Source organism: Labrys sedimenti (assembly GCF_034424805.1).
In the GTDB taxonomy this organism is placed as follows: Bacteria; Pseudomonadota; Alphaproteobacteria; order Rhizobiales; family Labraceae; genus Labrys; species Labrys sedimenti.
Map to the genome: position 1 here is coordinate 90,405 of NZ_JAXOUF010000005.1, position 24,079 is coordinate 114,483.

Genomic DNA, 24,079 nt, shown 5'->3' on the forward strand with positions numbered 1-24,079 from the left:
GCGGCGCAGCACGAAGTGATGCGGCGCAGATCCGGGATCACCTTCCCGTTCGAGCACCTTCTTCGTCTTACGATCCCGTGTCAGCGACGCAGCATTGCATGCTGCATCGCGCATCGGATGACCACATTTCAGATCACGTTGAGCTCGAACACCGGCCTGTTCTCGATCACGCGCGAGTAGTCGAACACCGACAGGTCGAGCGTCTGGAAGCGGCCCGTCGTGATCAGTTCGGCAACCGCGCGCCCGGCGGCGGGCGCCTGCTGCAGGCCGTGGCCGGAAAAGCCGTTGAGGAAAAAGAAATTAGGCATGGCCGGATGCGGGCCGATCACCGCATTCTGGTCGAGCGTGTTGTATTCGTAATGCCCCGCCCAAGCCCTCACCAGCTTGAGCTCCTCCAACGCCGGGACCTGGGCGGCGAGCGCCGGCCAGACCGCATCCTCGAACAGGCTGTAGTCGACCTCGAAATCGCCATCGGCCCGCTTCTCGCCGTGTTCGTCCTCGGCACCGCCGCAGATATAGACGTCGCCTTCCGGCCGGATATAGATGCCGCCCGGCTCGACCAGCAGCGGCATGCGCGGCAGCTCGGTCTTGCAGCGCACCACGAAGACGGAGCGCTTGCGCGGCTCGACCGGCAAGGCGAGGCCGGCGAGGGCGGCAACGTCACCGCCCTGCGGCCCCGCTGCATTGACGAGCGTGCCGCAGGCGATGCGCCCGCCCGATTTCAGCCTGATGGCCTCGGCCTTGCCGCCCCGGTGATCGATACCCACCACCTCGTCCTTCACATAGACGGCACCCGCATCCCGGGCCGCCTTGCGGAAGAGATCGAGCAGGGAATGGGCGTCGAACCAGCCCTCGCCCCGGCGGCCATAGGCGCCGGCGGCGATGCCCTCGAGATTGAGCCAGGGAAATTCATGGCTGAGCGCCTCGGGGCCGAGCAGTTCGATCGCCGTGCCCTCGGCCTGCTGGACCTGCCAGTTCTGCTCCAGGATCGCCTTGCCGCCCTCGCTTGCCAGCAGGAGGTAGCCGCCCTCATGGAAACCGATATCGGCGCCCGGCCCGAAGCGCTCCTTGAGGCCGCGCATGATCTCCAGCCCGAACAGGCTCATGCGGATGTTCTCGGGCGTGGAGAATTGCTGGCGGATCGAGGCGGCCGAAAGGGTGGTCGAGGAATGGGCGTAGGTGGGATCCCGCTCGATCACCGTGACGGTGCCGGCAAAGCCGAGCTGGACCTTGAGGAAATAGGCGGTGGCGGAGCCCATGGCGGCGCCGCCGACGATGACGATGTCCGAGGAGGAAGGGGTCACGAGAAACTCGCTGGCAGAAGGGGCGATTGCACCCGGGGGTCGGCCTTTCTATGATCGGAGACGGGATATGCGCAACAGGTCGAAGATTGGTAGATCGATGATGAGGATCTCCTGGGAGCGCGGACGTCCTCGTCCGCCTCCTGCTTTGCCCAAACGCGGTGTTTCCAAGAGCGGACGGGGACGTCCACGCTCCCAGGAAAATTTTGTGGGAGACTTTTCGTGAACCAATGGCGGCCGCAGCCTGCAAGCGACCTGCCCGACGGACTGATCCTGTTCGACGGGGTCTGTGTGCTGTGTTCGGGCATGGTCGCCTTCGTCATCCCCCGCGATGCCGCCGGCCGGTTTCATTTCGTCGCCGTCCAGAGCGAGGCAGGCGCCATGCTCGCCTACCGCTTCGGCATCCGGCCTGACGATCCCGAGGCCGTCGCCGTGGTCAGCGACGGCATGGCCTATTTCAAGGCGGACGCAGCCATCGCCATCGGCCGGGGCCTACCGGGCTGGCGTTGGGTGGTCCTGCTGAAGGCCCTCCCCCGGCCTATCAGGGACTTTCTCTATGACCGCATCGCCCGCAACCGCTATCGCCTGTTCGGCAAGCGCGAAAGCTGCCTGATGCCGACCCCGGAGATCCGCTCGCGCTTCATCGCCACCCTGCCCGATCTGGCGAGCGCGGCATGATCGAGGCCGACATCATCGTCCGCCGCGCCGGCTTCACGCTCGAATCGGCCTTCACCTCCGATGGCGGCATCACCGCCTTGTTCGGACGCTCGGGCTCGGGCAAGACCACGCTCCTCAACGCCATGGCCGGGCTGATCCGGCCCGACAGCGGCCATATCCGCCTGGACGGCCAGACGCTGTTCGAGGCCTCCACGCGCATCTTCCTCGCTCTGCATCGGCGCCGGATCGGCCTGGTCTTCCAGGACGCCCAGCTTTTCCCGCACCTGACCGCCCGGCAGAATCTTCTTTATGGTCGCTTCTTCAATCGCAACGCCGGCCCGAAGCTCGATTTCGACGCGGTCGTCGGCGTGCTCGGCATCGAAAAGCTGCTCGAGCGCCGCCCAAATGCCCTGTCGGGCGGCGAGAAGCAGCGCGTCGCCATTGGCCGCGCCCTGCTGGCCTCCCCGCGCCTCCTGCTGATGGACGAGCCGCTCGCCGCCCTCGACACCCCGCGCAAGCTCGAAATCCTGCCGCTGATCGAACGCGTGCGCGACGAGATGAAAGTGCCGATTCTCTATGTCTCGCACGCCGTGGAGGAGGTCGCGCGCCTCGCCGCCCATGTCGTGGTCCTGGAAGCCGGCAAGGTCAGCCGCATCGGCACGCCGCAGGAAGTGCTGGCGCCGGCTCCGGGCTCGCTCTTTGGCCCGCTCTCCAATCAGCGCTTCGAGACGGTCTCCCTACTGGAAGCGCGGGTGCGCAGCTATGACGAGCATTACGGCCTCTCGACCCTGGATCATCCCGCCGGCCCGATCAGCATTCCCGGCCGCGCCGGCCCACCCGGCGCCAAGGTGCGGGTGGTGGTGCGCGGCTCCGACGTTTCGCTTGCCATGAAGCGCCCGGGAGCCGTGTCGATCCGGACCATGCTGGGAGCACAGGTGAAGGCGGTCGCAACCGATGACGGCCCGGTCGCCCGCGTCGATCTCGCACTGACCGGCGGGGACACGCTGTCCGCCTTCATCACCCGCAACGCCGTGGATGAGCTGGGCCTGGGCCAGGGCGACGCCGTGCTGGCCATGATCAAGGCCGCCTCGATCGATGCGCGGTAAGGGCTAGCGCCCCTTCTTCACCTCGTCGAGCCAGCGCCGGGCCGCTTCGTGATGGCGCGGCTGGATGGCGCCGGAGACCATGCGGATGGCGGCATAGAGAATGGCGGCATCGTCCGTGAAGCCCAGGCCGACGATGAAGTCGGGAACGACGTCGAAGGGCAGCACGAAATAGGCAAGCGCTGCGGCCAGCGTCGCCCTTACCTTGAAGGGCGTGTCGCGATCGAGCACCGCGTAATAGGCGGCCAGAAGATCGGAAGCGAAGGGGACATGGGCGAGCGCGAGCTTCAGCTTGGGCAGGAAATCGGCCTTGAGCTGCTCCTTGCGCCGCTCGAAACGACGGCTGGCATCGTCATACATACGCGACTGTGTGACCATGGTACCCTCCTCAACGCGAAAGCATGTGGCCCCGCCTTCCGCGGTTTCAAGCGCTACATGCCCTTGCGTCATGAAAATATTTAGATCTGCATGGCTGCTCTGCGCCCAAAATCCGCCAGGATCTCGGGATTCGCGCTCTAATCCATTGCACTGAGCCCGCCGACAGGATATCGCATCGCAGCAAGATTATAACGGGTCGAAACTGGAGGTCCTTCCGATGGCCGATCCAAACGCGTCCGCTGGCAAATCTGGCCTGGCTGATTCGCGTCCCTTGTCGCCGCATCTGCAGATCTATCGCTGGCCGATCACCATGACGATGTCGATCCTGCACCGCGTGACCGGCGGGGCTCTCTATGTCGGTACCCTGCTGCTCGTCTGGTGGCTTCTGGCCGCGGCGACCAGCCCCTCGGCCTTCGCCTGGGTGCAATGGGTGATCGGCAGCCCGATCGGCCTCCTGATCCTGTTCGGCTATACCTGGGCCCTGATGCATCACATGCTCGGCGGCATCCGGCATTTCATCTGGGATTTCGGCCACGGCCTCGGACCGGGCGAACGCGACACCTATGCTTGGGCCAACCTGATCGGGTCGGTGGTACTCACCATCCTGATCTGGATCATCGGCCTGCTGGCCTTCTGAGGATCCGACATGAGCAAGAGCCTCAAGACCCCCCTCGGCCGCGTGCGCGGCCTCGGTTCGGCCAGGTCCGGTACCCATCATTTCTGGCTGCAGCGCCTCACCGGCGCCGCCATGGTGCCGCTCACCATCGCCTTCGTGCTGACGGTGATCTGCCTTGCCGATGCCAGCCAAGCCACGGTGATCGCCACCTTGTCGTCACCGCTCGTCGCCATCCTGCTGTTCCTGTTCATCATCGCCGGCATCGTCCATATGCGAGCCGGCATGCAGGTGATCATCGAGGATTACGTCGAGACCGAAAGCCTGAAGATCCTGGCCGTACTCGCCAACACCTTCTTCTCGCTCCTGGTGGGGGCTGCGTGCCTCTACGCTCTGCTGAAATTGAATTTCGGGATGTAACCCAGTCGGGGTATGATTTATGGCCGAAGGCACCCTCACTCAACCCTCCGCCCTGGGCACCGCCTATCCAATCACCGACCACACCTATGACGTCGTGGTGGTCGGCGCCGGCGGTGCGGGCCTGCGCGCCGTGGTCGGCTGTTCCGAGGCCGGACTGCGCACCGCCTGCATCACCAAGGTCTTCCCGACGCGTTCCCACACCGTGGCCGCCCAGGGCGGCATCGCCGCCTCGCTCGGCAATATGGGCCGCGACGACTGGCGCTTCCACATGTATGACACCGTCAAGGGGTCGGACTGGCTAGGCGACCAGGATGCCATCGAATATCTGGTGCGCAACGCGCCGGCTGCCGTCTACGAGCTCGAGCATTGGGGCGTACCCTTCTCGCGCACCGAGGACGGCCGCATCTACCAGCGCCCGTTCGGCGGCATGACCACCGATTTCGGCAAGGGCATCGCCCAGCGCACCTGCGCCGCCGCCGACCGAACCGGCCACGCCATGCTGCACACGCTCTATGGCGCCGCGCTCAAGCACCAGGCTGAGTTCTTCGTCGAATATTTCGCCCTCGACCTGATCATGGACGAGGAAGGCCGCTGCCGCGGCATCGTGGCGCTGAAGATGGATGACGGCACCATCCATCGCTTCCGCGCCCACCGCACCATCCTGGCGACCGGCGGCTATGGCCGTGCCTATTTCACCGCAACCTCGGCCCATACCTGTACGGGCGATGGCAATGCCATGGTCCTCAGGGCCGGCCTGCCGCTGCAGGACATGGAATTCGTGCAGTTCCATCCCACCGGCATCTATGGCGCCGGCTGCCTGATCACCGAAGGCGCCCGTGGCGAAGGCGGCTACCTCACCAATTCGGAAGGCGAGCGCTTCATGGAGCGCTACGCCCCCTCGGTGAAGGACCTCGCCCCGCGCGACATGGTCTCGCGCGCCATGACCATGGAGATTCGCGAAGGCCGCGGGGTCGGCAAGCGCAAGGATCACATCTTCCTGCATCTCGACCATCTGGATCCCAAGATCCTGGCCGAGCGCCTGCCGGGTATCTCCGAATCGGCCCGCATCTTCGCCGGCGTCGACCTCACCAAGGAACCGATCCCGGTGCTGCCGACGGTGCACTACAACATGGGCGGTATCCCCACCAATTATCACGGCGAAGTGCTGACCAAGAAGGGCAACGATCCCGATGCGATCGTGCCCGGCCTGATGGCGCTGGGTGAGGCGGCCTGCGTCTCCGTGCACGGCGCGAATCGCCTCGGCTCCAATTCGCTGATCGACCTCGTGGTCTTCGGCCGCGCGGCGGGCCTGCGTTGTGCCGAGACGCTCAAGCCCGGCGAAAAACATGCCGATCTGCCGGCCGATTCGGCCGAGAAGGCCCTCTCCCGCCTGGATCGCCTGCGCTATGCCAAGGGCAGCACGCCAACGGCGGAGCTGCGGCTCTCGATGCAGCGCGTGATGCAGAACGATTGCGCGGTCTACCGTACCGGGGCCTCCCTTGCCGAGGGCAAGGAGAAGATCCACCAGGTCTGGCAGAATGCCGACGACGTCCGTGTCACCGATCGCTCGTTGATCTGGAATTCGGACCTGATCGAGACGCTGGAATTCGACAATCTGATCGGCCAGGCCGTGGTCACCATGGACGGCGCGGAGAACCGCACCGAAAGCCGCGGCGCTCATGCGCGCGAGGACTTCCCCAACCGCGACGACCAGAACTGGATGAAGCACACGCTGGCCTGGGCCGACACCGAGAAGAAGTCCGTCAGCATCGATTACCGGCCGGTGCACACCTACACCATGTCGAACGACGTCCAGTATATCGAGCCGAAGGCGCGCGTTTATTGAGAAAGGCGGCTCGCTGACGCGAGCCACCGCCAGCCTGACATCCATCGACTTATCCGGGCGCCTTGCCGCTGCCCACGAGAGACCCGAAAATGGTTCAGCTCACACTTCCCAAGAACTCCCGCATCGTCGGCGGCAAGGTCTGGCCGAAGCCGGAGAGCCAGAAGAATCTGCGCGAGTTCAAGATCTACCGCTACGATCCGGACGGCGAGACGAACCCGCGCACCGATACTTATTTCGTCGATCTCGACGATTGCGGCCCGATGGTGCTGGACGCCATCATCTGGATCAAGAACACCATCGATCCGACGCTGACCTTCCGCCGCTCCTGCCGCGAAGGCATCTGCGGCTCCTGCGCCATGAACATCGATGGCGCCAACACGCTGGCCTGCACCAAGGCCATGGAAGACATCAAGGGCGTGATCAAGATCTATCCGCTGCCGCATATGCCGGTGGTGAAGGACCTGGTGCCCGATCTCACGCGTTTCTACGCCCAGCATGCCTCGATCGAACCCTGGCTGAAGACCGACACGCCCCAGCCCGAGAAGGAATGGCGCCAGTCCCATGGCGACCGTGAAAAGCTCGACGGCCTCTACGAGTGCATCCTGTGCGCCTGCTGCTCCACCTCCTGCCCGAGCTACTGGTGGAACGGCGACCGCTATCTCGGCCCGGCTGCCCTCCTGCAGGCCTATCGCTGGCTGATCGACAGCCGCGACGAGCGCACCGGCGATCGCCTGGACGAGCTGGAGGATCCCTTCAAGCTCTATCGCTGCCACACCATCATGAACTGCGCCCAGACCTGCCCGAAGGGTTTGAACCCGGCCAAGGCAATCGCCGAAATCAAGAAGATGATGGTGGCAAGGCAGGTGTAAGCATGGCACTTGCCTCGCAAGAGCCTGTATCGGCACCGATGCGCCGGGCTATCCAGCAAAGGCTCGAGCAGATTCGGGCCGAAGAGAATGCCCGAATTTTGCTGGCAGTCGAGTCGGGCAGTCGTGCTTGGGGGTTCTGGTCTCCCGACAGCGATTACGATGTCCGCTTTGTCTATGTCAGAGACGCCCAGGACTATCTGTCCATCGAGCCACCTCGTGATGTGATTGAACGACCCATTTCCGATGAGCTCGATTTCGCCGGGTGGGATCTCGCCAAGACGCTGAAGCTTATCTTCAAGTCGAATGCAGTGATTCTTGAATGGCTGCAATCGCCCATTCACTATGGGGACGATGACGCTTTCGCTTCTGCCATCCTCGACTTTGCCAGGCCCCGGCTCGACGAGAAGGCTCTCTCCGTTTGCACGGTGCGACTGCCGTCCCACCGATGGACTTCGGCAGGCTCACCCGGGAGACGTGCCTGCTGGACACCATTCTCGAAACCCTGGCAGGACTGCACGAACAGAAGAAGAAGGAGAGGGAGTTCGGCTTGATCCCCCGGAATCCCGCGTTGGACGCCTTGATCCATGCCGAAGTGCAGGACGGAGAACAACGCGCCCGGCGCCCTGCCCAGCGCAAATCAGCGAACGACATAGAAGCCGCAGACGCCTTTCTTCGCACATGGATTCACAACGCCGCGTAGGTATCACGGCCGAATACCGGCCAGGGCTCGCGGATGGTTCTCCTCACCGCACCGGGCCGGTGACGTCGACGTCTTCCACCGGCGGCTGCTTGTCGAGTTCGTTGCGGTCGAGCCGCGGCGAGGCGGCGGCCGGCACCGTGGCGGGCGCGTGGAGCGTGAGCTTGGGCAGTTCGAGATTGCTGTCGACGCGGCCGATCGGAGCGGCTGCAGACGTCATCGTCGACAGGGCAACCAGCACTGCAACGGCGCTTGGGGCAGCCATGGAATCTCTCCGGGACGTGTGACGTTCAGGCCACACCTTGGCGGAATTGATTTAAGCAAGCCTTAAGATCATCCGGCCTATCAAAGAATCGACACAGAACCAGCTCAACAGGGTCGTGCATTCTCGCTATCCGACTTCCCCTACGGTATGCGGGATTGTCCGGCCGATTATCGCATGCGGCATTACGCTTCTTGCTGTCGCCACCTGCCTCGATCTGATATTGGCAGTACCTGTTAACTCTGACTGGGACCGGATGGACCGATGAGATTTTCCGCGCTGGCAATTCTACCCTGTGCCCTGCTGCTGGCGTCGTGTGCGTCATCGACTCGTCTCGGCGACGCCTTCGATTTCGGCAGTTCCCAACGTCCTCCGCCGGATGCCGGCCGGCCTGTGCCGGCGCCGGAGCCGCTGATGGCGGCACCGACGGAGGACGTGACCTCCCAGCCCCTGCCGCCCGCCGGCGGCGAGGCGACGCCCGGCGGCACCGCTGCTGCGCCTTCCACTTCGCTTGCCCCGCCGAGCAATCAGGTCGCCGCCCTGCCGACGGCACCGCGCCCCTCCTCTACCAGCAGCATCTCCGGCAGTTGGAAGATCTCCGATGCCGCACGCGGCAGCTGCAACATCTCGCTGACGCGCCAGGCCCTGCTCGACGTCTACCGCGCCTCCCCCTCGGGCTGCCAGGCCGGTTCGCTCGCCAAGGTCAATGCCTGGCAGCAACGCGGCCAGGAGATCGACCTGCTCGAGCCGGGCGGCCGCACGGCGGTGCGCCTGTTCCCGACGGGCGACGGCGCCTACGAAGGCGCGGCCACGCTATCGGGCGCCAAGATCCGGATGACCCGCTAAAGGGCTCTTTCAGCAAGCACATGCCGAAGGGCAGGCCCGAGGCCTGTCCTTTGTCTTTATAGATCCCGGCGAACAAGGAACGGCGGCCGGCGGACGAGCCGGCCCTGTCCAACTCATCCCTGCACGGGCGCCCGCCCATAGGGATGGATCAGCGTGTCGTGTTCGGTGATGAAATAGCGCCGGGCTACATCCCAATAGCCGTTATAGACCAGGCCGCCATTCTCGCGAATCACCCGCTCGCGATTGGCGCGGTACCAGCCTGGGATCTCGTACCAGGGCATCATCGGATTGTCGTGATGCACGACATGCAGATTGTTGTAGAGGAAGAGCAGCCCGAAGACCGGCGCGTTCTCGACGATGGCCGTACGCTCTTCCACCTCGTTCTCGGCACGGTGCTCGGCGAAGGAACGCACCAGCATCAGCGCCGTAGCCGGATAGACGATCGCTGCAAAATAGATCAGCGGATTGAGATCGCATATCAGCACCAGCCAGGCCAGCACGACCAAGAGTTGCAGGGCATGGCTGGTCCAGATTCGGCGATGCATCGGCTCGCCATTCCACACGGCGCGGGCTTCGCGCATGAGGAAGGTCGACATCGCCCGCGCCGGACCGATGGTCATCCGGCCGAGGAAGGTGGAATTGGCGCGGATCGCCCAGGCATGGAAGCGGCCGAGCCGGTCCCATTGCTCCTGCGTCCAGTAATGCGATTCGGGATCGTCGAGCGGGTCGGTCAGCCGCTCGTCCCGGTGATGCAGCAGATGGCTGATGCGATAGGATTCATAGGGCAGCCACAAAAGCAGTGGCCAGCAGCCGATCCAGCGGTTGAGGGTGCGGTTCGTGGTCGGATGGCCGTGAATGATCTCATGCTGGAGGGAGGCGTGCCAGGCGACCGTCCAGGCCCCGAGCGGCATCCAGATCCAGAGCGGAATTGCCGCATGGAAATAGGTTAATATCCCCCAAAGACTATAGATTATAGACGCAAGAACGATGGTCGGCCACTCGACCGCCTTCCGTCTCCGCCGCGCCTCAATCTCAGCCTTACGCATTCAAATCACTCCACAATTACAGCAATGATGCGGCGAAAGCCTAAATCACACAAGGATTGTGTTGTCGCATAACATTGACATTTGTCGTCCAATAATCTCTCTTGTAGATAATTTCATTGTTTGTTGACTGTTATAAACATCTAGGGCAAAAAATGGCACATCCTACCGCGGCACAGAGCTTTCGCGATCGGCTCGAGCGGGTCATCGCCCAGACGGGCCTCAACCAGGCGGGCTTTGCCCGCCATGTCGGCATCGACCGTTCCACCCTGTCGCAATTGCTGTCGGCGGATAACGACCGCCTGCCCAGGGCCGAGACCCTGGCCGCCATCGCCAAGGGGTGCCGCATCTCGATCGACTGGCTGCTCGGCCTCAGCCAGCGCGAGCAGATCGGCGCCGAACTGGTGGAAGCTGTGCTGACCATCGAGACGCAGGCCCATGCCCCCTTCAACGAGCGCTTCCTGCGCTGGCACGCCGAGGCAGCCGGACGCAAGCTGCGTACCGTGCCGATGAGCTTTCCCGACTTTCTGAAGACGGACGAGGTCATGCAATTCGAATATGCGGCAGCGCTCGGCCTCGATTCCAACCCGGCCCTGGCCGAACGCAGACGGCTGATCATCGCGTCGATCCGCGACGGCGGCGAGATGGAAGCCTGTGTCTCCGTTCAGGCACTGGAACTCTTCGCGCGGGGCCAGGCCCAATGGGAAGGCTTCGACATCGCCGGCCGCCGGGCCCAGTTCAACACCATGGCCGCCTTGGTGGATGAGCTCTATCCGACACTTCGGCTCAACTTATACGATCTCAGGCAGACCTATTCGGCACCCTTCACCATCTATGGCAATTCGCGTGCCGCCGTTTATCTCGGGCCGACCTATCTGGTCCTCAATGCCAGCGAGCATATCCGCATGCTGACGCGCCGTTTCGAGGACATCGTGCGTACCGCCACGGTGCAGCCCCATGTCGCGGCCACCTATCTGCGCGACCTCGGCGCCTCTCTCGACTGAGCGGAATTGGCTGGAACAGCAACCGGAGCGCGGGCAGGCCAGGGCCAGCGCGGACGAGAGCCGCATGTCTCACGCAAGATGAACGCCACGTGAACGAGGGCTTGCACGATTGTTCACACAAACCCGGTTATGGTCCGCCTCAAGTAAAGGGCATTCGCGACTGAATGCTCGATTGTCCCAACTCTTTGTTTCAAAGCCTCTTTGCGGTTGCTGGTGATTCCGGCCAGTCATACACCGCTCTAGGATCCGGTCTGGAGAAGCTTCATGCCCTGCCGAGCCCTTTTGGGGGTGATTGCCGGTCTGGCCCTCCTGACTCTGGGCCTTCAGACCGATGTGAATGCCGCCTTCGCGCAAAATTCGCTGAACAATTACGCCCAGACGCCGCAACAGGCGCCGGGCTTGGGGCGCAATCGAGGCCTTCCCCAGGCTCCCGACGAGGTCGGCCAGGGACCGGACCAAGGACCGGACATGGCAGGCAACCCGCGGCTGCTGCCGCCGCGTGCCATCATTTCGAGCCTCGCGGGCCGAGGATACCACAATGTCGTCATCAAGCGGGTACGCGGCGACAGCTATATCGCCGAGGCGGAGGGTTCGGAAGGCGGGCGCGTGCTCATCGTCATCGACGGCCATACCACCGAAATTACGGGATTGCGGCAACTGGGCTGGGCTCGCCCTCCCCGGCAGTGGGACAATGACAGCTGGGTCCCGCCGCGTCCCTGGAGTGGTCCACGCTGGTAGGCTCGAGCCACAGTTCAGTTCACGGCTCGATAGCTCGGCGTGCTCCGGAGCGGTCCGGCAGCCCGCCTGCGCCCCCAGCGCGGGCGGGCTCGTTATTTGACGCTGCCGAAGCAAAAGATGCTAAGGAGCAAGTCATGCTCCAGCCAACAGGCCCCCGCCTCCACGACAGCCCCGACAATCCCTGCCCGGCCGGCGCCATCGTCGAGGCGCTCACCACCCGGGACGGCATCACGCTACGTACGGCGCGCTGGCCCTCGCTGTCGCCGCATCCCAGGGGAACGGTCTGCCTGTTCCAGGGGCGCTCCGAATTCATCGAGAAATATTTCGAACTCATCCGCGACTTGCGGGCGCGGGGCTTTGCCGTAGCAACCCTCGACTGGCGGGGGCAAGGCGGGTCCGACCGCCTGCTGCGCGACGGGCGCCTCGGCCATATCGACGATTTCGGCGATTTCGGGCCGGATCTCGACGCTTTCATGCGCAAGATCGCCTTGCCCGAATGCCCCGGCCCCTTCTATGCGCTGGCCCATTCGATGGGAGGCGCCATCCTGTTCGCCAATCTGCCGCCCGGCTCGATCTGGTTCGACCGGCTCGTCGTCACGGCGCCCATGATCGAGATCGACCGCAAACCGCCCGGTGCGCGCTGGCTCGCCCGTGTCCTCGGCGGGCTCGGGCTGGGACGGCTGATTGTGCCGGGCTGGTCGCCCCGTCCGGTCGGGCTCAAGCCTTTCGACGGCAATCCGGTGACCTCGGACAAGGCCCGCTATGAACGCGCCGCCCGCATCGCCCGCGACGCGCCCGAGCTTGCCATCGGGGGGCCGACGATCGGCTGGGTCCGCGCTGCCTTTCGGGTGATGGACCGGCTGGCCGATCCCCGCTTCGGGGCTGACTGGCGTGTCCCCACCCTGATCCTGCTGGCGGGCGACGATCACGTCGTCTCCTCGCCGGCCGCCCAGCATTTCGCGGCCAAGCTCTATGCCACCCGGACCCTGACCCTGCCCGGCTCGCGCCACGAGATCACCCAGGAACGCGACGCCATCCGCGAGGCCTTCTGGGCCGCCTTCGACGCCTTCATTCCCGGCACGCAGGCGTAATACCAACCCACGAAATGCCTGACTTGTCATCCCCGGCTGAGCGTAGCGAGGGGAATGACAGCGTTCCATCCACACGCAACGGTCAAGATATATGAAGGTTGGCATAAGTCTGGGACTGCAGGCGTCTCGCCTGCCCTTGGCAGCGCAACGCAGGATGGGAAAAGCAGGCGAGACGCCTGCGGCCCCAGAATATCCTCAGCCCTGTGCCTGCAGCAGGGAAAGCGCTGCCGCATGCACGCGCGCATCGCCTGCTGCGACGATGCGGCCGCCGGCCTGGGCGGGACCGCCGTCCCAGGTGGTGATGACGCCGCCGGCGCCTTCCACGATCGGGATCAGGGCCGTGATGTCGTAGGGCTGGAGATTGGCTTCGATCACCAGATCGACCAGGCCCATCGCCAGCATGGCATAGGCATAGCAATCGCCGCCATAGCGCGAGAGTTTCACCTTCTCTTCCACGGCAGAGAAGAGTGCCCGGTCGGGCTCGGCCATCAGGCGGGGGCTGGTGGTGTAGAGCACGGCGTCCGCGAGGCTCGCGCAGGAGCGGGTGCGCATGGCGCGCTCGCCGCCGGGGCCGCGATATTTCGCCGAACCGCCATCGCCCGAAAAACGTTCGCGCGTGAAGGGCTGATGCATCATGCCATAGCAGGGCTGCCCGTTGCGCAGGAGGCCGATCAGCGTGCCCCAGCCGACCATGCCGGAGATGAAGGATTTGGTACCGTCGATCGGATCGAGCACCCAGACGAATTCGGCATCGAGGCGCTCGGAGCCATACTCCTCGCCCATCACGCCATGGCTGGGAAACATCGCCCGGATCTTCTGGCGGATCACCGCCTCGGCGCCGCGGTCGGCCTCGGTGACGGGATCGAAATTGCCGCCGCCGGACTTGTCTTCCGTGGCCAGGGCCGAACGGAAGAAAGGCAGGATCGTGGTGCCCGAAACATTGGCGAGCTCATCCACGAAGGCTTCGAAATCCACCGGTGCCATCTTTTTCTCCGCGCGGCCAGAGCGCTTCGTCTGCGCCGGTCTCCCCTAGAGCAAAACGCGTTCAGGCGTGAACGCTTTTTTCTCTAGCTTGTTGATCCGACGCGTCTTTGCGATTCTTGGTGATTCCACCAAATCGCAAGACGCTTTAGAGCCTTTTGCGTTCCGGCGAAATCGCCGGGGCACGCAAAGGCATGTCAACGAGGAGTTGGAGCAAAGCGCGTCTCGGTCTGAACGGGCTCTGCTCTAGAGCAGATTCCCGCCGGAGCAAACCGGTTTTTGAAAATGAAAACCCCGCCTCGCGGCGGGGTTCCGGGGCCCGGCTGCCAGCCGCCTGTCGGGGCCGGTGCCGGGACGCTACCGTGAAATTCGATTAGCGGCAGACGCGCACGCGCTCGACATGATAGCCGTAGTCGTACTGGTTCGGCACGCGCTGGCGCTCGAACCAGCAGCGGGGCTGCACATAGACCGGCGCGGGCTCGTAATAGCCGTCATCATAATCATAGCCGCGATCACGGTTTGACAGCGCGCCGCCCAGGAGCAGGCCGCCGACGAGGCCGGCTGCCGCACCGCCGGCGAAGGCGCCGCCACGGCCATAGCGAGCTTCGGCGGTGCCGGTGGTCGCCATCGAGGCACCGGCAACAGTGGCAACAACCAGGGCCGATGCGAGAATTTTCTTCAACATGATCAATTCCTCACGGAAGGGCGCTCCAGAAGCGCCACCATCGGTAGCTGCTTTGTGCCCTTGAACTCATGGGATGCACTTTAGGGGGTACAAGCTGAATGGACTATGAACGCTTCCGTCAGCTTTCGGACGGGTTTTGCGGGTCCAGCGCGACGATGTCGACGGCCGGCCCCAGGCGTTCGCGGGCGATCTCTATCACATGGCGGTGGTGGGTGAACAGGATCTTCTGGAGCCCCGATTCCTTGGCCGCAAGCACCTGCAGCGCAGCGGCGACGCGCTCTTCGTCGAAGGTCATCACCAAATCGTCGCCGACGAAAGGCGGCACCTCGCGCCGTGCCGCCATGGCTTCGAGATGGGCGAGGCGGAGCGACAGATAAAGCTGGTCCCGCGTGCCCTCGCTCAGGCCGCCGATGTCGGTGGTGCCCCCATCGGGCCGGCGCGCGGCAAGGCGCAGCCTGTCGGCCTCGTCATAGAGCGTGGCGATGCCGGCAAAGCCGCCAGCGGTAATGGTGGCGAACAGGCCGCCCGCCCGCGCAATCAATGGCCCCTGCTCGGAACGGAGCTGGCGTTCCAGCCCCGCCTCCAGCAGCAGGGAGGCCGTCTTCAGCACCAGATAGTCATGGGTGATGCGGGCAAGGTCGCTGCGGGCATCCTCCAGCGCCTGGGCGGCCCCGGCCGCGCCGGCCTCCCGCTCGATCTCCTCGCGCCGCCGCCGCAAGTCCCCGAGGGTGAGAGCCGCCTGCTTGTCCGCTTCGATCAGGCCGTTGAGCTCGGCCTGCACGGCCTCGCTCTCGCCCGCGGCCTCGTCGATGCCGATCTCGGCCGCCTCGGCCCGCAACGCGCCCTCTTCCAGGCCATCGCCCTGCCCGCCGAGTTCCGCCCGCACTGCGGCGAGTTCGCGCTCGAGGCCGGCGCGCAGCGTGAGATCAGCGGCAAGCGCGGCAAGTCCTGCGGCCTCGCAGCCGGCCGTGGCGGCCAGACCGGCAATGGCTTCGTCATGGCCTTTTTGAGCCGCCTCCGCCTTGGTCAGCGCGGCGCGGTAGCGATCCAGGCCCTCCCGTGCGGTGCGCCGCCGGATCGCCGCGTCGCGGGCCGCCGTCAGCGCCGCCATCAGGCCGAAAGCGGTCTCCGCCGGCTCGCCGCTCGCCTCGGAAGGGAGCTTGTCGACCAGGCCGGCGGCCCGCTGCGCGAAGGTGGTGCGATCGTCGAGAATGCTGGCGATCCGGTGCTCCAGGCTGCCGAGTTGGGCCAGCTTGCCCTGCGCGGCGATCCACAGCTCGCTCGCCTTGGCGGCTTCCTGGGGGCTCGCCTCCGGTGCCAGCCCGAGAACGGCGAGCGCCGCCACCCAGTCCGACTGGGTGGCGGCACGCGCGGCCTCGGCCGCTTCCTGCAATTTTTCGGCCCGGGCAAGCTCGGCCCGGCTCGCTTCGAGTTGATCGGCGAGCGAGCGGGCCTCCCGAGCCCCGAGTTCGAGCGCGGCGAGACCATCCTCGATCAGCCGCGCAAGGCTGGGCAGGCTTTGCGTCGACGCACCGGCAATGCCGATTTCGGCGGCAAGCGCCTCGAGGCCGGGCCGCTCCCCGGACAGACGCCGCTGGCCCCGCTCGATCCTGAGTTCCAGATCCCGCAGCGCCTGGCGTTCCTCGCGCAACCCAGCAAGTTCCGCCAGAAAGCGGCGCATTGCCGCTGGCGTCGCCGCCTGGCAACCGAGCGGTGCGAACAGGGCTTGCCAGGCCTGACTGCACCGCTCGCTTTCATGCAAACGCGCCGCGATCCCGGTCTCGGTCTGGGCAAGAGCTGCAGCATCCTTGTCGCGCGTCCGACGAACCACCTCTCGGCGAGCCAGATGCTCGGCCTGCGCCAGCCTGCGGTCGGCAAGGTCATCCACGGCAGCGACGATCTTGCGATAGGCCTTCGCTGCCGCCGCCGAGGGTTGGCTGAGGACGGCCTCGAACAAAGCATCGCGCTCCGACCGTTCGCGGGCCAGCATGGCATCGTCGATCAGTCCATCCCTGCCCTCGGTCTGGGCCAGGAGCGCGTCGGCTTCTGCCAGGGCCTCCCGCAGCCGCCGGACTTCGGCTTCCTGTTCCCGGGCCGTGCTCTCCAGAGCCGCCAGGGCCCGCTCGGCCTGGGTGATCGCCTCCTCGGATGGCTCGCGCCAGGCCCAGAGCTTGTGCTCGTCCGGCACGGCCGGCGACAACCGAGCCAACCTGTCCTGCTGGCGGGCGCGGCGCCGTGCCAACTCGCCTTCCTGCTCCTCGATGGTGCCGGCTTCCGCCAAAACGGGCTGCATGGCTTTCAGGCGCTGGCGCAGGGGACTGGGATCGGCGCTCGCCTGGACGGCAGCCGTCTTGCGGTGCAGTGCCTCGATAGTTTCGCGGGCCCGTTCAGCGGCGCGAGCGCTTTCGCCCGCCTCCCGCTCGATCTCGCGCCGGCGTTCGGCCAGCACGCGGATACGCTCGAGTGCGAGGTCATCCGGGCTCAGGGCCGAAAGGGCGGCCCGATCCTTCTGACCGAGCCGGCGGGCGAGACCGTCGAGGTCATCGGCGATTTCCCGTGCCTCCGCCTCCCGGCGCGGCAGGTCCAGCATCGCCTTGGCCAGGGCGGCGCGCTCTTCGTTGAGGGCCGTGATCGCCTCGCCTGCCGCCAGCACATCGTCATCGACGGTGATCGCAGCCAGGGCCCGCTCGGCATCGTCCACCTCGCGCGCCAGGCGGGCCATGGCCTCGCGGCCAGTCTCGGCCCGGGCCAGCGCCCCCTCGATCTCGGCGGCAAAACCGTCGGGCAGATCCGGCCGGGCCTCGAGAGCAGCCAGGGCCGCCTCGGCCTTGCCGATCCGGGCGAGCAGGGGAGCGACGCGGCGGACGCGATCGATGCGGGCACGCCGGATTCCGGCCTGGCGCAACTGCTCGGCCAGGGCACGCGCCCGCGCTTCCCCGGCCTCGATCTCGGTTTCGAGCGAGCGCACGTCATCGGCTCGCAGCGACTGCTCGCGCAGCGCCCGGCGGGCCTGATCGTAGCGCTCCTGCGCCTCATAGAAGGCGCGCTTGTTCGACCTGCGCGCCCCGAACAACCCGTCCGCCTCGCTCTCCAGCCCGGCGCGGACCGAAACCAGGGTCTTCAGGCCAGAGGCGGCGGCGAACAGGCTTTCGCCCACTTCGCCTTCGGCCGCCAGCATCTGGCGGGCGCCCTCGCGCAGGCCGGCCTGGTCGAGCCCGAAGGCGGCCAGGAAGACCTCGCGCGAGATGCCGCTCAGCAGCGGCTCGAGCAGCCCGTCGTCGAGCGGCGCGTCTTCGGCATCGGTGAGGGAATTCTTCAGCCGCTTGCGCCGCCAGAACCGCAAGGCGCTGCCATCGGCGTGCTGCAGTTCAGCACCGATCTTCAGATCCTCGTAGCGATGCCTGAAATTGGCGGGGCTGCGCGGCTCAAAGCCATAGAGCAGGTCGGTGATCGCCGACAGAGCCGAGCTCTTGCCGGCCTCGTTCGGGCCATAGACGATGTGCAGATCGGCATCGGGGCGAAAGTCGAGACGCGTCCCGGTGAAGGGACCGTAGCGGTCGAGATCGAGGCGGGTGAGCTTCATGCCGCCTCTCCGGCACCCGCCTTGCCGCCCCGGCGCAGCCGCGCCAGGGCGACGGCGCGCGCCTCGTCCACCAGCCCGGCGCCGATCTCCTCGCCGCGCACGGCCTGGCGGACCTCGTCCGGCAATTTGGCGAGGATGTCCTCGACGATACCGGCCAGGCCGGCTTCAAAATCCGGCTCCGTCTCCAGCCCGGCCAGCAGTCCCTGCGGATCGGCAAAGCCGACGGTTTCGTCCAGCGCGATCTGCGGGGGCGCGGTGGCAAGCTCGATGCGCTCGATATAGAGCCGCTCGCTCACCCGGTCGGCTGCCGCCTGGATCTCGGCCCGCAAATGCTGGGCGTCTGCGGCAAGTCCGTCATGGGCCGGTGTTTCACCCGTCAGCGTCAGGCGCAGGGCGAGCGGGCGCTCGCCCGCCGCATCGATTTCCTCCCGCAAAGCAGTCTCGACCCGGGCCAGCACCTCGGCCAGCGTCGCCGCCTCGCCGATTGCGACGCGGCGATGGCTCCAGCGCGCCTTGTCGAGCACCAAGGGCGTCAGCGAGGCGACGGTCCCGTCCTCGACCTCCACCAGCATGGCGCCTTTCGGCCCGCTTTCGCGCACATGCCGCCCCTGGAGATTGCCGGGGAAGACGACAGGAGGATCGGTGGCGACGATTTCGGCCGCATGGATATGGCCGAGCGCCCAGTAGTCGTAGTTGCGGGCCTTGAGATCGGTGAGGGTGCAGGGCGCGTAGGAGGCATGGCCGGCCCGGCCGTCCAGGGAGGTATGGAGCAAACCGAGATTGAACCAGCCCGGGCGCGCCGGCGGAAAATCGCGTACGATATTATCGCTCAGGGAACGCTCGGCGAAGCTGCGCCCATGCAAGGCGACCTTCAGCTCGGGCAGCTCCAGGGTCTCGGCCTTGCGGGTGCCGAAAGAATGCACCAAAGCAGGCAGCGTCACCTTGCGCGAGATCTGGCTCTCGGCGTCGTGATTGCCCTGGATCAGGTAGGTGGGAATGCCGGCGCGCGACAGCCGCGCCAGCTGGGCGGCGAAGAACAGGCCGGTGTGATAGTCGCGCCAGTCGCCGTCATAGACATCGCCCGAGATCACCAGGAAAGCTGCCTGCCGGGCCAGCACCTCGTCGATCAGCGCCTCGAAGGCCTCGCGCGTCGCCCGGGCAAACAGCGTCGCCAGCTCGGGCTGGCGGGCCGTCAGTCCATGCATGGGGCTGTCGAGATGCAGATCGGCGGCGTGGACGAAGCGAAAGCGCATCAGCGCTTTTAGGATCGATTGCAGCGCTTTGTCGAGGTGGCTTTCCCGGGACCGCAGGCGAGACGCCTGCGGTCCCAGAAGGGCCCGTCAATCGAACAGCGGGCCGAGATAGTCCTTCTTGCTGAGTTCCACGCCGTTGGCGCGCAGGATGGCGTAGGCGGTGGTGGCGTGGAAAAAGAAATTCGGCAGGGCATAGAAGTTGAGATAGTCGTCGGGCTTCAATTCGCGTTGCGTGCCGGCGATCTTCAGGCTGATCACGCGCCCGCCGCCGGCCTCGACAGCGGCCTGCGGCACGGAGCGGATGAACTCCAGCGTCCTGGCGATGCGCGAGCGCAGCTCGGCGAAATCCTTCTCGTCATCGTTGAATTTCGGCGCCTCCACGCCGGAAAGCCGCGCCACGCAGAGCTTGGCGAAATCGCAGCTCGTGCTGACCTGGCGCGAAAGCGGCAGCATGTCGGCGGTGAGCCTGAGCCCGCACATCACCACCGGATCGACCTTCTTGGCCTCTGCAAAGGCGGCCGCCTTGTCGAGGATCGCCGAAAGCGCCTCCAAGGTGTGCACGAAGACCGGCACGGTGGCCTGGTAGTATGAAAGCGACATGAGTTCCTCCGCATCCGTCCAAGGTGTGGCCGGCCCCTTGTACTCGGCTGAGCCCGCCAAAGCTATGGCCTTCCGTTCCGGTACTGGTCACTAGGCAATGCACGACGCTTCTGCTCTAAACATGGAGGCTGGCCACGGCTGCCCACAAGTTCAGCAACGCCGACATCGCCATGTTTCTTTCCCTCGCCACGACATACCAGCCTGCCACCGATCTCGGCTTTTTGCTGATGAAGCACCCCGATCGGGTGCATGAGGTCGAGCTTTCGTTCGGCAAGGCCCATGTGCTGTTTCCGCAGGCCGAAGCCTCGCGCTGCGAAGCTGCCTTGATCCTGGATGTCGACCCCGTGGGCCTCGTGCGCGGCCGCGGCGCGGGCGACGGCCTGCTTGATCGCTATGTCAACGATCGCCCCTATGCCGCTTCGTCCTTTCTGAGCGTCGCCCTCAATCGGGCCTTCCGTTCGGCCATGGCGGGCACCTCGCGCGAGCGCCCGGACCTCGCCCTAACGCCGCTTCCGCTCGAAATTCGCCTCACGCCCCTGCCGGTGCACGGCTCCCCCAGCCTTGTGGCCGAACTTTTCGAGCCGCTGGGCTGGACCGTGGAACTCACTGCCATAGCGGGGAGCGATGGCCCGTCCCCCTATGTCGAGTTGCGGCTCTCCGGCACGCTCACCGTCGCGGAGGCGCTCAATCACCTCTATGTGCTGATTCCGGTTCTCGACGCCGACAAGCATTACTGGATCGGTGAGGACGAGGTGGAGAAGCTGATCGCCAAGGGAGGCGCCTGGCTGAAAGCCCATCCGGCGCGCGAAACCATCACCTTCCGCTATCTCCAGCGCCGCCGCCATCTCGTCCGTGCGGCCCTGGCGAAACTGGTGGCGGAGGAAAGCGAACTCGACGACGACACCACGACGCCAAGACAGGACAGCGAGGAAAAGCTCGAGGCACCTCTGCGCCTGCACGACATTCGCCTCGATGCCGTCGCCGATGCCCTTGCCGCAACGGGTGCCGGCATCGTGGCGGATCTTGGCTGCGGCGAGGGCAAGCTGATCGGGCGCCTCGTCAAGAATCGTCAGTTCCGTTCCATCATCGGATTGGATGCATCTTCCCAGGCCCTGGAGCGGGCGGCCGAGAAGCTCCGACTCGACAGCGGCAGGGAAAAGCGGGTCCAGCTCCTGCACGGGGCTCTCACTTATCGTGATATTCGCTGGCACGTCGCCGAAGCGGTGGCGCTGGTCGAGGTCATCGAACATCTCGATTCCGACCGCCTTCCGGCGCTGGCGGAGGTTGTCTTCGGGGCCGCCAAGCCAAAGACCGTGATCATCACCACGCCCAATGCGGACCATAACGTGTTGTTCGAGAAGCTCTCCGCTGGCGCCTTTCGCCATCCCGATCATCGTTTCGAATGGACCAGGGCCGAGATGCGGGCCTGGGCCGCCGATATCGAAACCCGGTACGGCTACACGGCCGAACATGCCGGGCTCGGTCCTACCCATCCCGATCATGGCGCTCCCTCGCAAATGGTGGTGTTCCGTCGATGAGAGCCCCTGATCCCACCAAGCTGGAACTGCCCGACTTCTCGCTGGTCGTCCTGATCGGAGCTACCGGCTCGGGCAAGTCGACCTTCGCCTCGCGCTGGTTCGCCCCGACGGAAGTGATCTCGTCTGATCACTGCCGCGGCCTGGTCTGCGACGACGAGAACGACCAAGCCATCTCCGCGGATGCTTTCGACCTGGTGCGGGCCATCGCCGAAAAGCGCTTGAAGAACCGTCGCCTTGCCGTGATCGACGCCACCAATGTCCGCGCCTCCGAGAGGCGGGACTGGATCGCGCTGGCCCGGCGCTGGCACGCCTTGCCGGTGGCGATCGTCATCGATCCCGGCCTCGACGTCTGCATCGAACGCAACAAGCAGCGACCCGACCGCGCCTTCGGCCCGAAGGTGCCGCAGCGCATGGTCCAGGAAATCCGCAAGGGCCTGCGCAATCTTGCCCATGAAGGTTTCCGGCAGGTCTGGAAGCTCTCCTCGGTGGAGGCGGTCGACGCCGCCATCGTCACACGCAAGCCGTTGTGGACCGACAAGCGCGGCGAGACGGGGCCGTTCGACATCATCGGCGACGTGCATGGTTGCGCGGACGAACTGGAAAACCTGCTCGCCAAGCTCGGCTACCGCATCGAGGGAGAAGGGGAAGATCTCGCGGTGATCCCGCCCGAGGGACGCAAGCTGGTCTTCGTCGGCGATCTCGTCGATCGCGGGCCGAAGACGCCGCAGGTCCTGCGCATCGCCATGGCAGCGGTGGCCGCCGGGCACGGCTTCGTCGTGCAGGGCAATCATGACAGCAAGCTCATGCGCTGGATGGCCGGGCGCAAGGTCGCGGTCAATCACGGCCTGCAGGATTCGATCGATCAGCTCTCGGCCGAGCCGCCCGCCTTCCAGGCCAGGGTCAAGACCTTCCTCGACGAGTTGCGCAGCCACTACTGGCTTGATGGCGGCCGTCTCACCGTCGCCCATGCCGGCCTGAAGGAAGAGATGATCGGCCGTGGTTCGCCAGCGGTGCGTGAATTCGCGCTTTATGGTGAAACGACCGGGGAAACCGACGAATTCGGCCTGCCGGTACGGCTCGACTGGGCAACGGCCTATCGTGGCGCAAGCACCATCGTCTATGGCCATACGCCCGTTCCGGAAGCCGAATGGCTCAACAATACGCTTTGCATCGATACCGGCTGCGTGTTCGGCGGCAAGCTCACCGCCTTGCGCTGGCCCGAGCGCGAACCGGTGAGTGTCGGGGCCGAACGGATCTACAGCGTGCCGGTGCGCCCTCTCACCCCGGCGCCGTCCGAACTCAGTGCTCAGGCCGAAGCCGATGTGCTGGTCGACTATGCGGACGTTTCGGGACGCCGCTGGATCGATACCACCTTGCTGCGCCGCATCGTGGTTCCGGAGGAAAATGCCGCCGCGGCCCTCGAAGTGATGAGCCGCTTCGCCATTGCCCCGCAATGGCTCACCTATCTGCCGCCGACCATGTCACCCGTCGAGACCAGTACCGAGGAAGGCTGGCTCGAGCGCCCCGAACAGGCCTTCGCCTACTATCGCGAACGCGGCCAGTCCCGGGTCGTCCTCGAAGAAAAGCACATGGGTTCGCGCGCCGTGATCGCCCTCTGCCGCGACGACCAGGTGGCGAGGCGCCGTTTCGCCAGCCTGTCCGGCACGACCGGCGCGATCTGGACGCGAACGGGCCGGGCCTTCTTCTCCGACGTCTCTATGACCGAGGCCCTGCTCGATCGCATCCGGTCGACGGTAGACAAAGAGGATTTGTGGAGCGAGCTGTCGACCGACTGGCTGATCTTCGACGCCGAGATCATGCCGTGGTCCGCCAAGGCTTCGGGCCTGATCCGCCAGCAATACGAGCCCGTCGGCATCGCCGCGCGAGCGGGCCTGCGCGCGGGGCTGGCGGCAGCCGAACGCCATGCGGCGAGGGTGCCGCTCTCCGATGCGCGCCTCCTCGGCCAACGCCTTGCCGAACGGGCCGATCGCGCCGATCGCTATGCGACCGCCTGGGCCCCCTATACCTGGCCGGTCAAAGGCATCGATGATCTCAAGGTTGCTCCCTTCCACATTCTGGCAAGCGAAGGCGGCGTCCATTTCGACAGGGATCACGACTGGCATATGGACATGGCGCGCCGCCTGGCGCGCACCGGGGCGCCGACCGTGATGGCCACGTCGATGCGGTCGGTCGACCTCGACGACGCGGAAGCTTGCCAAGCGGCCGTGGCGTGGTGGGAAGAGCTGACGGCTGGAGGCGGGGAAGGCATGGTGGCAAAGCCCCTCGCTTTCGTGCCGAGAGGACAGAAAGGCCTGATCCAGCCAGCTTTGAAAGTACGTGGGCGCGAATATCTACGCATCATCTATGGGCCGGAATATGATCTTCCGGGCAATCTCGACAGGTTGAGGGCCCGGGGCCTAGGCGGCAAGCGCGCCTTGGCCTTGCGCGAATTTGCCCTCGGGCATGAGGCGTTGACCCGATTCGTATCAGGCGCACCGCTGCGCAAGGTGCATGAATGCGTCTTTGCCATTCTGGCGCTGGAGAGCGAGCCGATCGATCCCAGGCTTTGAC

General features: G+C 65.6%; 23 protein-coding genes. 14 read left to right on the forward strand and 9 right to left on the reverse strand.

What is annotated here, in order from left to right; translation table 11 throughout:
- Positions 1-128: 128 nt before the first annotated feature.
- Positions 129-1,304: an NAD(P)/FAD-dependent oxidoreductase gene (locus U1R88_RS17345; RefSeq protein ID WP_322432365.1), complete on the reverse strand. Its 1,176-nt coding sequence runs from the start codon at positions 1,302-1,304 to the stop codon at positions 129-131.
- A gap of 219 nt (positions 1,305-1,523) precedes the next feature.
- On the opposite strand from U1R88_RS17345, the gene U1R88_RS17350 reads away from it, so the two are divergent.
- Positions 1,524-1,979: a thiol-disulfide oxidoreductase DCC family protein gene (locus U1R88_RS17350; RefSeq protein ID WP_322432366.1), complete on the forward strand. Its 456-nt coding sequence runs from the start codon at positions 1,524-1,526 to the stop codon at positions 1,977-1,979.
- Entirely contained in the window at positions 1,976-3,064 is a 1,089-nt protein-coding gene (modC, locus tag U1R88_RS17355) for a molybdenum ABC transporter ATP-binding protein (RefSeq protein ID WP_322432367.1), read from the forward strand. The genes U1R88_RS17350 and modC overlap by 4 nt, the downstream gene beginning before the upstream one ends.
- A 3-nt stretch (positions 3,065-3,067) precedes the next feature.
- Here modC and U1R88_RS17360 read toward each other — a convergent pair whose 3' ends face one another.
- Positions 3,068-3,439 carry a YkvA family protein gene (locus U1R88_RS17360; protein ID WP_322432368.1) on the reverse strand — a complete coding sequence of 124 codons (372 nt, stop codon included), beginning with the start codon at positions 3,437-3,439 and terminating at the stop codon, positions 3,068-3,070.
- 217 nt (positions 3,440-3,656) lie between these two features.
- Between U1R88_RS17360 and sdhC the strand changes: the two genes are divergently transcribed.
- The 6 genes from sdhC to U1R88_RS35685 all read left to right on the forward strand — a co-directional run bounded on the left by sdhC (position 3,657) and on the right by U1R88_RS35685 (position 7,887).
- Positions 3,657-4,076, forward strand: coding sequence for a succinate dehydrogenase, cytochrome b556 subunit (sdhC, locus tag U1R88_RS17365; RefSeq protein ID WP_068291163.1), 420 nt, complete (start codon positions 3,657-3,659; stop codon positions 4,074-4,076).
- 9 nt (positions 4,077-4,085) lie between these two features.
- Positions 4,086-4,472, forward strand: coding sequence for a succinate dehydrogenase, hydrophobic membrane anchor protein (gene sdhD / locus U1R88_RS17370; RefSeq protein ID WP_322432369.1), 387 nt, complete (start codon positions 4,086-4,088; stop codon positions 4,470-4,472).
- 19 nt (positions 4,473-4,491) lie between these two features.
- Positions 4,492-6,318: a succinate dehydrogenase flavoprotein subunit gene (gene sdhA / locus U1R88_RS17375; protein ID WP_322432370.1), complete on the forward strand. Its 1,827-nt coding sequence runs from the start codon at positions 4,492-4,494 to the stop codon at positions 6,316-6,318.
- An 89-nt stretch (positions 6,319-6,407) separates the two neighbouring features.
- Positions 6,408-7,187: a succinate dehydrogenase iron-sulfur subunit gene (locus U1R88_RS17380; protein WP_322432371.1), complete on the forward strand. Its 780-nt coding sequence runs from the start codon at positions 6,408-6,410 to the stop codon at positions 7,185-7,187.
- 2 nt (positions 7,188-7,189) lie between these two features.
- Entirely contained in the window at positions 7,190-7,738 is a 549-nt protein-coding gene (locus U1R88_RS17385) for a nucleotidyltransferase domain-containing protein (RefSeq protein ID WP_322432372.1), read from the forward strand.
- Positions 7,633-7,887 carry a hypothetical protein gene (locus U1R88_RS35685; RefSeq protein ID WP_425545448.1) on the forward strand — a complete coding sequence of 85 codons (255 nt, stop codon included), beginning with the start codon at positions 7,633-7,635 and terminating at the stop codon, positions 7,885-7,887. Before U1R88_RS17385 ends, U1R88_RS35685 begins: the two co-directional genes overlap by 106 nt.
- A gap of 43 nt (positions 7,888-7,930) precedes the next feature.
- On the opposite strand, the gene U1R88_RS17390 is transcribed toward U1R88_RS35685, so the two are convergent.
- Positions 7,931-8,149 carry a hypothetical protein gene (locus U1R88_RS17390; protein ID WP_068291173.1) on the reverse strand — a complete coding sequence of 73 codons (219 nt, stop codon included), beginning with the start codon at positions 8,147-8,149 and terminating at the stop codon, positions 7,931-7,933.
- Positions 8,150-8,410: 261 nt separating this feature from the next.
- On the opposite strand from U1R88_RS17390, the gene U1R88_RS17395 reads away from it, so the two are divergent.
- Positions 8,411-8,992: an AprI/Inh family metalloprotease inhibitor gene (locus U1R88_RS17395; RefSeq protein WP_082979895.1), complete on the forward strand. Its 582-nt coding sequence runs from the start codon at positions 8,411-8,413 to the stop codon at positions 8,990-8,992.
- Between the two features lie 113 nt (positions 8,993-9,105).
- Here the strand turns inward: U1R88_RS17395 and U1R88_RS17400 are convergent, their stop codons facing one another.
- Positions 9,106-10,038: a fatty acid desaturase gene (locus tag U1R88_RS17400; RefSeq protein ID WP_322432374.1), complete on the reverse strand. Its 933-nt coding sequence runs from the start codon at positions 10,036-10,038 to the stop codon at positions 9,106-9,108.
- 152 nt (positions 10,039-10,190) lie between these two features.
- Here U1R88_RS17400 and U1R88_RS17405 point away from each other — a divergent pair, with 152 nt between their 5' ends.
- The 3 genes from U1R88_RS17405 to U1R88_RS17415 all read left to right on the forward strand — a co-directional run bounded on the left by U1R88_RS17405 (position 10,191) and on the right by U1R88_RS17415 (position 12,868).
- Positions 10,191-11,039 (forward strand): helix-turn-helix domain-containing protein, encoded by an 849-nt coding sequence (locus tag U1R88_RS17405; protein ID WP_322432375.1) that lies wholly within the window; start codon positions 10,191-10,193, stop codon positions 11,037-11,039.
- Positions 11,040-11,303: 264 nt separating this feature from the next.
- Entirely contained in the window at positions 11,304-11,777 is a 474-nt protein-coding gene (locus tag U1R88_RS17410) for a hypothetical protein (RefSeq protein ID WP_322432376.1), read from the forward strand.
- A 134-nt stretch (positions 11,778-11,911) separates the two neighbouring features.
- A complete protein-coding gene (locus U1R88_RS17415; RefSeq protein WP_322432377.1) occupies positions 11,912-12,868 on the forward strand; it encodes an alpha/beta hydrolase in 957 nt (318 codons plus the stop codon).
- A 195-nt stretch (positions 12,869-13,063) separates the two neighbouring features.
- On the opposite strand, the gene hisN is transcribed toward U1R88_RS17415, so the two are convergent.
- The 5 genes from hisN to U1R88_RS17440 form a co-directional block, all read right to left on the reverse strand.
- A complete protein-coding gene (gene hisN, locus U1R88_RS17420) occupies positions 13,064-13,852 on the reverse strand; it encodes a histidinol-phosphatase (protein WP_068291189.1) in 789 nt (262 codons plus the stop codon).
- A 370-nt stretch (positions 13,853-14,222) separates the two neighbouring features.
- Positions 14,223-14,534, reverse strand: coding sequence for a hypothetical protein (locus U1R88_RS17425; protein WP_156771603.1), 312 nt, complete (start codon positions 14,532-14,534; stop codon positions 14,223-14,225).
- Between the two features lie 118 nt (positions 14,535-14,652).
- The gene (locus tag U1R88_RS17430) at positions 14,653-18,117 is read right to left on the reverse strand and encodes an ATP-binding protein (RefSeq protein ID WP_322432378.1); all 3,465 of its coding nucleotides are present in this window, start codon (positions 18,115-18,117) and stop codon (positions 14,653-14,655) included.
- Positions 18,114-19,370: a metallophosphoesterase gene (locus U1R88_RS17435; protein ID WP_322432379.1), complete on the reverse strand. Its 1,257-nt coding sequence runs from the start codon at positions 19,368-19,370 to the stop codon at positions 18,114-18,116. The genes U1R88_RS17430 and U1R88_RS17435 overlap by 4 nt, the downstream gene beginning before the upstream one ends.
- A gap of 87 nt (positions 19,371-19,457) precedes the next feature.
- Positions 19,458-19,970, reverse strand: coding sequence for a DUF1993 domain-containing protein (locus U1R88_RS17440; protein WP_322432380.1), 513 nt, complete (start codon positions 19,968-19,970; stop codon positions 19,458-19,460).
- A gap of 170 nt (positions 19,971-20,140) precedes the next feature.
- Between U1R88_RS17440 and U1R88_RS17445 the strand changes: the two genes are divergently transcribed.
- A complete protein-coding gene (locus U1R88_RS17445; RefSeq protein ID WP_322432381.1) occupies positions 20,141-21,508 on the forward strand; it encodes a 3' terminal RNA ribose 2'-O-methyltransferase Hen1 in 1,368 nt (455 codons plus the stop codon).
- On the forward strand, positions 21,505-24,078 hold the full coding sequence (locus tag U1R88_RS17450; protein WP_322432382.1) for a polynucleotide kinase-phosphatase: 2,574 nt from the start codon (positions 21,505-21,507) through the stop codon (positions 24,076-24,078). The genes U1R88_RS17445 and U1R88_RS17450 overlap by 4 nt, the downstream gene beginning before the upstream one ends.
- Position 24,079 lies beyond the last annotated feature (1 nt).